Raw genomic sequence first — 12,032 nt, 5'->3', positions numbered from 1 at the left:
GATGAAAATCGTAGCAGTTATTGTACCAGTACCACAGTTTATTAAAACACCATTTGAACTAGGTGATTGGGTAGTATTTGAATGTAAAGATTACACAATGTTTGCTGAAGTTAAAGCGATGGAAGTCGATAAAAAGAATGGTCGTATTAAAATTTTAGGCGTATGGGGAAATTGTGACATAGCAGGTATAGGCGATAAAGGATGGCAATATGCAGATCAGTGTCGTTTAGCCACAGAACGAGAGCAATACCGAGAAGAGCGCCGCAGAGTCTTCGCTAATAAAAAAAGAAGAAATAATGAATTTCATTCGGGTGATTTTGTTAGTGATGATAGTCGTGTTTTAACTGTAGGACATCAAGATAAAGATACAGGGATTGTAACGGTGCTAGTAAATAATTCAAATGAATCATATGAAGTGGAACCGCATGATTTAGAAATACTTTTCTTTGCAGAAGATGCTGCAGGCTGAATTGGTAAAGAGTGCATTTAACATTTTTTGAATATTGGGAATTTAAAAGGTGAAACAAGATATTGCGTAGAGAAAAATTGATTGGAAAGTTAATAGCTTTAGAGTGTTATAGGACAAAGGATCGCCAGTTGTGGGAATTGGACGAACTAGAATTGGCGGTCTTACTCGTTATAACGATCATAAAACGGTTAAAGGAGAATGGAAGCATGAAATTTGAAATCTTATGTAATTGTGGAATGAATATAGCAGCGGAACTAGATAGATTGGAGCAAGAAAAGGGGAATGCTGCAGTACTTCCCATCATCACTACAAAGGATAACGGAATCCAGGGTGTTATGGTCCAAACAACAGAAAAAGAAATTCAAGTTACATGTACAAATTGTAATGAATCCGCGCGATTCTTATTGGAACCAGAGAAAAGAGTGGAAGAAAGTCCAATTCTTGAATGGTCGAAAGTCTCATTAGTTAGCAAGGAGGGAGAACGATGAAATCTACATATAAGTATCATATTTCAACAGTCTTTCCTCAATGGCGTTGTAATCACATTATTGTAAAAGAAAATGAAAAGATGGCGAAATACCATTTCTACAAGCAAATTAAACAGCAAGGATTTATTAATACGCCATTCGAACAGTTTGAGCCATTTATCACTTGTGAATATAAAGGTGTTGTTGATATAGCAACCTTGTTTGGTAAAGAAGAGCCGTTCCGGAAGATGTGTAATTTTAGAAGAATCTCATTTGCTAAACGTGGAATGCGTGTCGAAGTCCAGGGAAGAACAGGGACGATTGTCGGAAATTGCAAAAACGATTTGTTTGTTGTCCTAGATGATAATCCTCATAAATTTAGATTCAATCCACATTGGGAGATTGTGTATTTCAATAATGATGGTGAAATTATTAAAGATTATCGTAAAGGAGCATATGCACTGTGAGACATACGTCAAATCTATATGTAATTACTCCAGAAGAAACGCAGCAGACTTTTGATATTACAGAGTTGTTCGAAATGCAGAAAGAACTAGATAAGCGAATTGGATATAAAGGTAATGACAAATTAGACATGTTGTTCCGCGCGTTGTTAGTTGAGATTGGCGAGGCGTGGAATGAAACGAGAGCGTTCAAAATGTGGAGTGTAGGGTTTGGGACTCCTAAAGATGGATTATTAGTGGAATTAGTTGATGGATTTCATTTTCTTATGAACATTGTAATTGAATTAGACCGTTTTACCTTAAAGCGCAGAATCGTAGCAATGTTTCGTGAGCAATACATTATGAAGAAAAATATATTAAGCGTAAATATGCTGTTTGAATGGTATATGCAGGATATTTTAACCGCCAAACGTGCGTGGTGCCAATATAGAGATTTAAACGTAACTCTAACACATTTGCATAAGGCTTTCGGTATTTTCTTCCGCCTGTGTTATTTGTATGGGTACAAATTTGAAGATATTGTACAAGCCTACAAAGATAAAAATAAGGAGAACTCTGAACGTCAGGCGAGCGGATATTGAGTAAAGAGGAGGATGGGTTTTATGAAATCGCCATATGATTATTATATTACGCCAGACGAATATAAAAGAGCAGAAAAGAACGGGATTAGTAGATGTACATTAAATGGTAGAGTTCGTGTTTCCATGTGGGATAAAGAAAAAGCAATTACAGAGCCGTTAACGCATAAGGATAGTCAATGGTCAAGATGGAAAGAAGTTGCGAAAAAACATGGGGTTGGTTACCAAACGTACTATCATCGAGTGAAGAGAGGTTTGGAACCATTTGAGGCTGCTACAAGGCCAGTTATGGAGAAGGAACAGATTTTTCAAAAAGGAAGGACAGCACAAGCACACAAACGAGTATTTACGGATGAAGAGTTAAGAATAGCTGCTTCAAACGGGATTCAATATCAAACTGCACTTTATAGATATAGAAAAGGTGGATGGAACAAAGAAGATGCGATTACTAAACCGCCTTTATCGCTAAAGGAATGTATGAGAAGGGCGAGAGAAAAATCCAGTTGGGAAAGAATTCATTTCGGGAGAGGTCTCGACATTTTAGTTGAATGGAAAAAGGTAAGTTCGAGTTGAACCTGAGCTTAAAGTCAGACAAAATTTGAATTTTATACAAAAGCGAGGGAATGAGATATGAAAGAAAACATGCTCTATAAAATAAAAGCTCAAAAAGTAGATAACTCTATTAATATAACTGCAGAAACAAGCAATGATGTTTCTTTAGAGGAAGCGATTAATATAGCAAAGGAAGATGTACTACTTTCACCTTTAAATACTTATCGTAATTTTATAGTCGAGCCAATTTGTACAAAAGAAGAGTGGAAAGAAGGTACAGTTTCCTTTTGTCCGAGGTGCGGTGCTAATATTCGTGAATATGGGATTGGGCAAGGTGGATCTTTTGATTGCTATGAGTGTAGTACAACAATAGAAGCACATGTATATGTTCATGAAGAGGAGGATGATGAAGAATGAATGCAATGGATTTTTTGAGAATATCACCCCTTATTAACGACTGTCCGAATTGTGGTAATCAATTTGTTGGTAATGGTCAAGGTACATTAGAAGTTGATGACAATATAGTCAAACGTACTTGTAAGTGTGGGTTTAATTTTAAATACGATGTTAACAACGGAGTAAGTAAAAAGAAAATAAAACAAGTGATTGATGAAGCATTAAATAAATTGTAACCAAAGCGTTATTTTAAACGAATAGAAAGGGCGTATGAAAATGGCACGTATTAAATTAATCGGTGAAACAACAGATTTATCACAAGTAAAAAGACCTATTGGATGGGATTTAGAAGTAAATGGTGTTCCGTATGATGTTTATCGTATTGATGGATACAATCATACACTTGGCGGTAAGTTCTCAGAGAATTGTTATTGGGCATGTCCAGCAGGAGAACAACCGACTTATAAAAACTTGATTGAGTTTAACGGCGATGCACCAACTTGGGGAGTAGTATTTGATCGTTCTAACTATATAAAAAACAAGTGGGATGAAACATCTGTTGAATGTAATGGGAGTTGCTGGATAACTCGTAACGGTAAGAAATTTTACAGCATTCCTGCACGATATATGGATTATGGTTTAGCGAAAGCTCAATATCTGTTAGTGAAACTTTTAGAAGAATGTCCACTTTATTTATCAGAAAGAAATTGGCAAGAAAAAGCTATTGGTCGAAAAATTTGGTATGAGAATCAACCAGCTAAGATTACACGTATTACTAATGATTGTGAATTATGGATTGAACCAGATGGGATTCCGTGTTTTAAAGCTCCTGCGCATTGGGAATGTGTTGATTTTTCTGACTATGAAGATGGGTTGCAAGTAGATTTATTGTCATCTGATATCTATTGGTACAGAGATTAATAAATGTAACAAAATAGTTATTTGGGAGAAAGGATGTATCGCAATGAGTAGTGCATGTATATGTCACATTGATAAAAATAAATGTTTGTGGTGTAAGACAAATATATATTTCAGTACGTTTTCTCAAGGTGTAGCTATTAATTTTCCAGATGGGCGGATAACGATGTTGCATACAAGGGATATGGCGGATGCTCACGATTTAGCTGAGCTTCTAAAAGAAACAGCTGTAAATATCGAGGAATTAAATTAAACAAAATTCTTATTTTAATAGAAAGGAAGGTGACATGATGGCTAAAACTGAGGTTACTACTGAAATGGAGCGACAAATTTACGCAGCAACTAAAAAACAAGGTGTATTTGGTTGCTTTGAGGTCACTATTGGATGGTTTGGAAAAGAACGTGTGGACTATCTAACATTAGATACTAAGGGGATTTGGCGCTGTTATGAAGTCAAAGTATCGGTTTCGGACTTTAGAAGTAAGGCAAGTAAAACTTTTTGTGGTCATTATAACTATTACGTTATGCCAAGAGAATTGTATGAAAAAGTTAAAGATGAGATACCTAGTCATATAGGTGTATACATCGGTGGTTGGCTAGAGAAACGTGCAAAGAAACAAGAGTTAGCAGTTGAGGAAGAAATTTTAAAAGCATCTCTGATCAGATCCTTATCCCGTGAAGCAGATAAGTTAATCAAAAGCGCTAATCCTTCTACGGTTGAATCTCTACAAAGGCAAATTAGATATGAAAGAAAACAAAAAGAAGAATACCGGAGAATGTATCAAGAAGAACGTAGAAAACAGCAACCAAGGAGTAAGGCAACTAGCTAAGTTTTATAACAAAATCTTTATTTGAATCGAAAGGGAAAAAATATGGAACCTTCAATAGAATCAATCAAGGCTAAATGTGATGAGGCAGTAGAAAATGCATTTACGAGTAATCCTTTAGTGATGTTAGAAGTAGATACAATTTATTGGCTAATTGAAAAGGCACAAGAAAAGGGAGAATGAGAGATGAAAATCAATATTAAAGTTGAAACTAAAAATAAAAAATACTCAGTAGGTGACATCATTGTTACGAATTCAAATGAAACACATTTCATATATAAAGACCCATCGACATCAAAGTATTCACTTTTAAATTGCAGCATGGATACTTGGGCTTCAGGTAGTTTTGAAACAATAGATAAACTCTTAGAAGACCTAAGAAGTTGGACGAATTTCAAGCACTACCCAAAACGTGAGTATCAATTAGAGTTAATACCTATGAATTAAAACTAAACAAAAACGCTATTTTATTAGAAAAGGAGATGTGGCAATGAGCACATTGATTACAGATTTAACTTGGTGGCAAATTAGTTTATTAGGGATCTATACACTTTACACATTGATTAGAGCATTTTGGATTTTTAACAGTGGTCTTAAAGAAGCAACAATTGGTTATGGAGCAAAGAGTATTAAGTTGTATCACATTTTATGGGCAGTAATAGATATTCCGGCGATTCTATTAGGAACATTATTCCCATTACTAAAATTATTATTTTCAATTCCTGTAATACCGCTTAAACAAGATAAAAAATAAACAAAAATTTCATTTTATAGAAAATCAACAAAATAAAACGAGCACCTGTGCCAGAGTGCTCGTTTTATAAAATGACGTCATTCATTATGTTATGTTTGTGAGTCATGAACAATTGAATGATGCGGCAAGTAAGGTTCAAAACAGTTTATGTAGATGCTAATAAGTAGGTGCCTGTACTAAAAAACAGCTAGCAAAAAGCTAACTGCTCTTAAAAAGAAGTGAAGAAATACAAGGGAGGATTATTTGAGTTCTGGCTTATCGCCTATGTATAGTATGCGCTATGTAATAAAGGGTATTCAGATTTGTAAAAATAAAAAGAGCACCTTCGAACAGTGCTCTTTCGGAAAGTGTATATTGCATGGAATTCCTGGAAGGTTTTTAAGGAATAAAAGGAATAAGCTCGTTCCTGGAAGGAAGTGGCCATACAATAATATATAAAAATGTCGTAGTAAGAGTGACAATGGAATTATTTAAAATTCAATAAATTAATGATTTGAATAGAAAGTGAGGAAGCAGCATGGGTTACGGAAATAGAGGAATGGCATTTGAACAATTATTAAACATTACTTGTCGCATGTATAAATCAGCGAATGTAGGTATCTTCAATAAACGACCAACACCAGTGAAAGTTATAAAAACGAATAAAAAAGGCGAAATAACTAAAAGTGCATGGGGAAGTAAATCTACAGTAGATTACGATGGAGTATATAAAGGAAGAGCTGTTTACTTCGAAGCGAAGTCTACAAAAGAAGCAAAAAGATTCCCATTAGATAATATAAGCAGACATCAAATTGACTATTTAAAGGATACACAAGCACATGGGTCCATTTGTTTCTTTTTAATAGAATTTAGAACAGATCATATTATTTATTTGGTTCCTGTAAATTTAGTAGCGAAATACTATGAAGCTATGCTATATGATGGTGGCCGTAAATCCATTCCAAGAGAAGAATTTGAAAAACATGCGTATGTAGTAGAAAGAACTGATCGTGCTCTCGTAGATTACCTGGTACATGTAGATAAACTAGATTGGTCGGTTTGTAGCTAATGGGACAAACGAAAGATATTAATAAAAGAGCCATACGTATAAAGATAATAAATTTACAGGACCAACATTGTAATGGATGTGAGCACCTATATAAACCTAGTTATTGTTTACATAATTGTGTAATAGGTAGACAGATAAATAAATTAGGTACTGCTTTAGGAGGAACCTATGTAGCAGATCAGCCGAAACGGAGAACGAAAGCAGAATGGGATGTATTATGTGAGAAAACGTTAATAATGCTAGAGAGTGGAATGACAAAAGTACAAATAGCAAAAGAACTTGGTATACGAGATCCGAGTTATATAAGTGAACAATTAAAAAAGAGGAATCTAAGATTAAAATTTCACATACCGTATTAAAAGGATAAATAAAAAATAATGAAAGTAATAGTCCGCAATCAGAGGACGTTGATTATGCATAGGAAAGCAATTCTTCCTATATATAATTCAGCGTCCTCTTTTTATATAAAAGGAGGAACCTGGTATGAAAGATTTAATGGAGCAGTATACCAAAACAAGAAAGACATTAGAAGAATCTAAGGTGGGCGCGACAGAAAAGGATATAAGTATTATTAATGAAATGATTAGTGATATAAATTATGCTCTGGAATGGATGCGTACTGCAAAACAGCCAGGTAAAACAAGAGGGATTGAACGTAGGGCTGCATATGAGCGCGAGAAGCCATGTGATCCTTTATTAATGCAAAGGTATGTACGTAGTACCGTAATGCCCGTGTATGAATGGGATACAGAAGTGAAAGAGAGTGTTATTTCTGAATGGGATCGTATACAGCTAGAAGATGCATTATCAACTCTAACAGAAAGAGAAAAGGAAATATATGTAATGTCTAGAGGGTATGGATTTACTCAGGATAAAATTTCCAATTATTTAAAAGTGAAAAGAACTACTGTTCAAGAATATTTAAAAAGAGCGGATAAAAAGATCGGTGAACGTTTAAGCGGAAGTTTATTTTGCTTATGTTAGTATTTCCGTTTGAAAAAAATGTCGAAATTTGTCGTCAGAATGCCCCCTATATATGAGAGGCCGAAACCAGCTCTTGTAGTTAGGTGATGAGTGAACGTATAGCGTTGCTCTTCCTTATCTGCAAGAGGATTTTTTTAAGGTGCAAGGTAAGAGGTTACGAGCCTTACTTTGTATGTATTTCTTGATTTCAATCGTAATTAGAATAGTCTTCAAAACTTCATTAATTTAAAAGGTCTAAACGGAGGAGAGCTTCTGTTCTCCTTTAAGTTGATACCTGTGCCTACTAATAGGGTGTCAATTTAAAGGGGTACGGAAATAGCCCGATATAAAATTAAAAAATTCCTGGGAGAACTTTTGCTTCTCTCATAGCCACTGACGTAAGGCGCGTAGTCAAATTAAAAATGTAAGAGTGCGGTGGCTATGAGAGGAATAGAAATTCTAATTATATATTTATTTGAAAGGTGGAAATTTATATGTCAGGAAAATATTTAAGTGATGAGATTGCAGATAAACATTATGAGGAAGCAAGACAATGTGTAATAGCAATGCAAGCTGCGTCAGTAACAATGCTGCAGCGTAGATTTAGAATTGGTTATACGAGTGCAGCCAAGATTATTGATCGTCTTGAAGAAAATGGAGTCATTGGTCCGTATGAAGGAAGTACACCAAGAAAGGTATTAATTAAAGAGTAGCATCCGTAATGGGTGCTTTTTTCTTTGTTATATAGAAATTACATATTAAACATAAATAACAATGAATTTGATATCTAAATAGGTATACCAATTTGTGCAGCGGTTATTTTTGTAGCATCTTATTTGCTGTTAAGGGAAGATAAGCGCAAACGTGTTGCATTTAATATGAGGTGATACATATGGAATTAGAATTATTAAATGATTTAACAACAGAATTAAAGACACGAGTTTTATCTGGTGCAGTTACATGGGAGTTAATTAATGCTATTGTATTAGATCGTTTAGAAGGTATAGCAGATAAAGCAACAATGAATGAATTTGGTATAGGGATGTATGGTGTTAAATGGGAAGATGTTAATTTGAAACCATATGCAGTACTAGATAATGTTATTGGCGTTAATGATGCTCATCTTATTAGTGGCCTTTCTCCTGGTCATATAAAGAATCTATGTGCAGCAGGTGCTATTGAATCTAAAAAGATTGGTGGAACCTGGGTGATAAATAGAGAGCGGTTTGAAGAGTGGTTCAAGTGTTCATGTAAAAACGAAACAAACTCAACACAAACCAAATATTGTAAAAGAGAAGTGAAAACCATCTAATGTAACACATCATGTATTTTGTTACATTAGATTCAAGGAGATAAATGCTGTTATATCAACGTTTTTATCAATTTGTAAAAATAACTACCATATTTTATGTAACATATTGTATAATAAAGGTGCATATAATGTAACATAACGTATGGAGGGGTAAGGAATGAAGTTTGTGCAACCAATTCGAGATAAGAAAAAATTAGAAGAAGTGAAAGAGGTTTTACGTCGCCAGTCTTATCGTGATTTGTTTTTATTTGAAATGGGAATCAATACAGGTCTTCGAATTAGTGACTTATTAAAGTTACATGTAAATGATGTGAAAGAAAGAACTCACATTGTTATTAAAGAACAGAAGACCGGAAAAGATAAGCGTTTCATTATCAATACAGCGTTAAGAGAAAAAATAAACGAGTATGTAAGTGGAATGAACGAAACGGATTGTTTATTTGCTTCTAAAAAGACAAAAAAGCCTATCACTAGAATTCAAGCTTATCGAATCATGAATACCGCTGCTGAAAAAGTAGGGCTTGATGAAATTGGAACGCATACTCTTAGAAAAACTTTTGGCTATCATTATTATCAGAAGACAAAAGATGTAGTAATGCTACAAACAATCTTTAATCATTCTGCTCCATCGATTACATTACGTTACATAGGAATCCAACAAGATGAGATAGATAAATCATTAGAAGATTTCAGTTTATAAATTAGAAACCACAAAAGTAGCGATTACGCTGCTTTTTTATTTTGTAAAGCAATTAGCGTGAGGTGGTGTAAATGGAAGAAGAAACTATAAACGTTCCTACATGCTCTGTTTGTAATGAGCTGTGCATGTGGACATTAAAAATGCCATTAACTATTACTCATTTTGATAAAACATATCTCCGTGAAGCAAATACGGATAATGCTCATATATGCATTGAGTGTTTAGAGAAGGAAGTACAAACAATTGGATAAGGGGGCAGGTGTTATGTAATTATGGCCAGACAACGAAGTCCAGACCGTAACAAAGCGTATGAAATATTTAAAGAACATAATGGTGATATTACGAATCGTAAAATTGCTGAATTGTTGTCTACATCCGAAAAAACTGTAAGTGAAAAAACGGTTGGCGGATGGAAATCCAAAGATGGATGGATAGACAAATTAAATGGAGTACTCCATAAAAATGAACGGAGTACTCCAAAGAAAGATACGGAGTACTCCAAAAAGAAACCAGGAGCACCCAAGGGTAATAAGAATGCTGTAAACAATCGTGGTGGAGCCAAAAAGGGGAATAAAAATGCTGTTGGTAATTCCGGTGGCGCTGCTCCACTTCGTAATGGTAATGCTGTTAGTCATGGATTGTATAGAAAGTATTTACCGCAAGAAATATATGATTTAAAAGAAGAATTAAAAGAAGCAGTTAACAACGATTCCTTAACAATCATTTGGGACAGTATTATGCTGCAGTACACTCAAATCATTCATGCTCAACGTATTATGTTCGTTAGAGACAATGAAGACATGACAAAGGAACTGCGGAAAAATAAACTTACCGAAAGTGGTTTTGAGGAAGAGTGGGAGATTCAATTTGCTTGGGATAAACAAGCTAGTTTCTTAAATGCTCAATCGAAAGCAATGTCAACGCTGGTAAATCTAATTGAAAAATATGATAGATTAGCTAATACAGAAGAACAAAAACTACGAATAGAGAAACTCAAGAAAGAGATCGCTGCTATTAAAGTTGATGGTGATACTAATCAGAATACAGAAGACTGGAAAGAGTCTCTTATGAAGATAGCAGAGCGCAGACGTAAACAAAAGGAAGCTGAAGCTAATGAGTAATACGGCTTTTAGTGAATTTATGGAGATTATCGATGTTTATTGGGATGATCCGGTTGCGTTTGCCGAGGATATGCTGGGTTTTTATCCGGATGAATGGCAGAGAAAAGTTCTTATGGATTTGGCACAAAGTCCAAAGGTTTCTGTGCGTTCTGGTCAAGGGGTTGGTAAAACAGGTCTTGAGTCAGTTGTAGTTATTTGGTTCCTCTGCTGTAGGCCGAATCCAAAAGTTATTTGTACAGCTCCTACAAAGGAACAGTTATTTACTGTACTTTGGGCTGAAATAGCGAAATGGTTAGAAGGCAGTGCAGTTAAAAATCTACTTAAATGGACTAAAACACGAGTATACATGATTGGCAGTGAGGAACGTTGGTTTGCTACTGCTAGAACGGCAACAAAGCCGGAGAATATGCAAGGTTTTCACGAAGACTATATGTTATTTGTATGTGATGAAGCTTCTGGTATAGCAGATCCTATTATGGAAGCTATACTTGGTACTTTATCTGGCGCAGAAAATAAATTGTTTTTATGCGGAAACCCAACAAGAACAAGCGGTGTATTTTATGATTCTCATAATCGTGACAGAGATTTATATAAAATACATAAAGTCTCTAGCTTAGATAGCCCTCGAACCAGTAAAGACAATATAGAAGTATTGAAAAAGAAATATGGTGAGGGTTCAGATGTTTGGCGTGTACGTGTACTTGGTGAATTTCCTAAAGCAGAAGCCGATGCATTTATCCCGTTAGAAATTGTAGAGCAAGCAGCATCTTGTAAAGTGGAGCCGACTGGTGAAACACTTGACTTAGGTGTTGACGTTGCGCGATTTGGTGATGATGAAACTGTAATTGCTCCAAGGATAGGAAATAAAGTCTTTAAATTATTAAACCACTATAAACAAGATACTATGGAAACTGCTGGTCATGTATTGAAATTAGCTAAGGAATACATGGCAAAGTACAAGCAGTTAAAAAGAGTTGATATCAAAGTCGATGATAGTGGTGTTGGTGGTGGTGTTACGGACAGATTGAAAGAAGTTATTAAATCTGAACGATTACCATTCAAAGTATATCCAGTTGTGAATAACGGGAAGCCGCTTGATGATGAACATTATGATAATGCAGGTGCAGAAGGTTGGGCCGTTGTAAGAGATTTACTTGAAGAGAATATGAAAGCATTTATACAGGGTGAAGAACCTACAATGGAGATTCCAAATGATGAAAAAATGATTTCTCAATTTTCTAGCCGTAAATACAGAATAACAAGTAGAGGTAAGATTGCATTAGAGCGAAAAGAAGAAATGAAGAAACGCGGATTGCAATCACCTGATAGAGCAGATGCTATAGTTCTAGCCTTCTATAAACCAAAAGTAGTTATGGGCGGAAAGGTTAAAAGAGTGTAGTCGAACATTTATTGTTCGGCTATTTCTTTTGCTCTCCATTAATAGAAGAAAGGAGGACACACAA

Annotated in this window: 21 protein-coding genes and 1 pseudogene; all 22 read left to right on the top strand. The window is 35.0% G+C overall.

The features are described 5' to 3' along the window. Nucleotide 1: 1 nt before the first annotated feature. The 22 genes and pseudogenes from MHB52_RS36495 (at nucleotide 2) to MHB52_RS36390 (ending at nucleotide 11,968) form a co-directional block, all read left to right on the top strand. On the top strand, nucleotides 2-469 hold the full coding sequence (locus MHB52_RS36495; RefSeq protein WP_061663802.1) for a hypothetical protein: 468 nt from the start codon (nucleotides 2-4) through the stop codon (nucleotides 467-469). Nucleotides 470-675: 206 nt separating this feature from the next. After that, a complete protein-coding gene (locus tag MHB52_RS36490) occupies nucleotides 676-957 on the top strand; it encodes a hypothetical protein (RefSeq protein WP_061663833.1) in 282 nt (93 codons plus the stop codon). Beyond that, nucleotides 954-1,403 (top strand): hypothetical protein, encoded by a 450-nt coding sequence (locus MHB52_RS36485; RefSeq protein WP_061663803.1) that lies wholly within the window; start codon nucleotides 954-956, stop codon nucleotides 1,401-1,403. The genes MHB52_RS36490 and MHB52_RS36485 overlap by 4 nt, the downstream gene beginning before the upstream one ends. After that, nucleotides 1,400-1,981: a dUTP diphosphatase gene (locus tag MHB52_RS36480; RefSeq protein WP_061663804.1), complete on the top strand. Its 582-nt coding sequence runs from the start codon at nucleotides 1,400-1,402 to the stop codon at nucleotides 1,979-1,981. Before MHB52_RS36485 ends, MHB52_RS36480 begins: the two co-directional genes overlap by 4 nt. Nucleotides 1,982-2,002: 21 nt before the next feature. Further along, nucleotides 2,003-2,551 carry a hypothetical protein gene (locus MHB52_RS36475; protein WP_061663805.1) on the top strand — a complete coding sequence of 183 codons (549 nt, stop codon included), beginning with the start codon at nucleotides 2,003-2,005 and terminating at the stop codon, nucleotides 2,549-2,551. A gap of 57 nt (nucleotides 2,552-2,608) precedes the next feature. Further along, entirely contained in the window at nucleotides 2,609-2,947 is a 339-nt protein-coding gene (locus MHB52_RS36470) for a hypothetical protein (protein ID WP_061663806.1), read from the top strand. Further along, nucleotides 2,944-3,162, top strand: coding sequence for a DUF3797 domain-containing protein (locus tag MHB52_RS36465; protein ID WP_061663807.1), 219 nt, complete (start codon nucleotides 2,944-2,946; stop codon nucleotides 3,160-3,162). The genes MHB52_RS36470 and MHB52_RS36465 overlap by 4 nt, the downstream gene beginning before the upstream one ends. Nucleotides 3,163-3,202: 40 nt before the next feature. Then, on the top strand, nucleotides 3,203-3,847 hold the full coding sequence (locus MHB52_RS36460) for a hypothetical protein (RefSeq protein ID WP_061663808.1): 645 nt from the start codon (nucleotides 3,203-3,205) through the stop codon (nucleotides 3,845-3,847). A gap of 43 nt (nucleotides 3,848-3,890) precedes the next feature. Next, nucleotides 3,891-4,097 (top strand): hypothetical protein, encoded by a 207-nt coding sequence (locus tag MHB52_RS36455; RefSeq protein ID WP_061663809.1) that lies wholly within the window; start codon nucleotides 3,891-3,893, stop codon nucleotides 4,095-4,097. Between the two features lie 37 nt (nucleotides 4,098-4,134). Further along, nucleotides 4,135-4,674 (top strand): hypothetical protein, encoded by a 540-nt coding sequence (locus MHB52_RS36450; protein WP_061663810.1) that lies wholly within the window; start codon nucleotides 4,135-4,137, stop codon nucleotides 4,672-4,674. A 42-nt stretch (nucleotides 4,675-4,716) separates the two neighbouring features. Next, entirely contained in the window at nucleotides 4,717-4,854 is a 138-nt protein-coding gene (locus MHB52_RS36445) for a hypothetical protein (RefSeq protein ID WP_000433730.1), read from the top strand. Nucleotides 4,855-4,857: 3 nt separating this feature from the next. Continuing rightward, nucleotides 4,858-5,118: a hypothetical protein gene (locus MHB52_RS36440; RefSeq protein WP_061663811.1), complete on the top strand. Its 261-nt coding sequence runs from the start codon at nucleotides 4,858-4,860 to the stop codon at nucleotides 5,116-5,118. A 43-nt stretch (nucleotides 5,119-5,161) separates the two neighbouring features. Further along, nucleotides 5,162-5,425 (top strand): hypothetical protein, encoded by a 264-nt coding sequence (locus MHB52_RS36435; RefSeq protein WP_061663812.1) that lies wholly within the window; start codon nucleotides 5,162-5,164, stop codon nucleotides 5,423-5,425. Nucleotides 5,426-5,942: 517 nt separating this feature from the next. Further along, nucleotides 5,943-6,473, top strand: a complete 531-nt coding sequence (locus tag MHB52_RS36430; RefSeq protein ID WP_061663813.1) for a Holliday junction resolvase RecU — start codon at nucleotides 5,943-5,945, stop codon at nucleotides 6,471-6,473. Then, the gene (locus tag MHB52_RS36425; protein ID WP_061663814.1) at nucleotides 6,473-6,832 is read left to right on the top strand and encodes a zinc-finger domain-containing protein; all 360 of its coding nucleotides are present in this window, start codon (nucleotides 6,473-6,475) and stop codon (nucleotides 6,830-6,832) included. The genes MHB52_RS36430 and MHB52_RS36425 overlap by 1 nt, the downstream gene beginning before the upstream one ends. A 124-nt stretch (nucleotides 6,833-6,956) precedes the next feature. After that, nucleotides 6,957-7,457, top strand: a complete 501-nt coding sequence (locus MHB52_RS36420; protein WP_061663815.1) for a sigma-70 family RNA polymerase sigma factor — start codon at nucleotides 6,957-6,959, stop codon at nucleotides 7,455-7,457. A gap of 497 nt (nucleotides 7,458-7,954) precedes the next feature. Then, a pseudogene (locus MHB52_RS36415) lies at nucleotides 7,955-8,149 on the top strand (DNA translocase FtsK); the annotation flags it as partial. Nucleotides 8,150-8,328: 179 nt separating this feature from the next. Beyond that, nucleotides 8,329-8,748: a helix-turn-helix domain-containing protein gene (locus MHB52_RS36410; protein WP_061663816.1), complete on the top strand. Its 420-nt coding sequence runs from the start codon at nucleotides 8,329-8,331 to the stop codon at nucleotides 8,746-8,748. A 157-nt stretch (nucleotides 8,749-8,905) separates the two neighbouring features. Beyond that, nucleotides 8,906-9,448, top strand: coding sequence for a site-specific integrase (locus tag MHB52_RS36405; RefSeq protein ID WP_000673901.1), 543 nt, complete (start codon nucleotides 8,906-8,908; stop codon nucleotides 9,446-9,448). Between the two features lie 71 nt (nucleotides 9,449-9,519). Further along, the gene (locus MHB52_RS36400) at nucleotides 9,520-9,699 is read left to right on the top strand and encodes a hypothetical protein (protein WP_061663817.1); all 180 of its coding nucleotides are present in this window, start codon (nucleotides 9,520-9,522) and stop codon (nucleotides 9,697-9,699) included. Nucleotides 9,700-9,720: 21 nt separating this feature from the next. After that, nucleotides 9,721-10,569, top strand: a complete 849-nt coding sequence (gene terS, locus MHB52_RS36395) for a phage terminase small subunit (protein WP_061663818.1) — start codon at nucleotides 9,721-9,723, stop codon at nucleotides 10,567-10,569. Further along, entirely contained in the window at nucleotides 10,562-11,968 is a 1,407-nt protein-coding gene (locus MHB52_RS36390; protein ID WP_000072122.1) for a DEAD/DEAH box helicase family protein, read from the top strand. The genes terS and MHB52_RS36390 overlap by 8 nt, the downstream gene beginning before the upstream one ends. Nucleotides 11,969-12,032: the final 64 nt, after the last annotated feature.

The sequence above is a fragment of the Bacillus sp. FSL K6-0073 genome (genome assembly GCF_038006085.1).
GTDB classification, from domain to species: Bacteria; Bacillota; Bacilli; order Bacillales; family Bacillaceae_G; genus Bacillus_A; species Bacillus_A cereus.
This window is presented reverse-complemented; position numbering and strand designations above follow the sequence as displayed.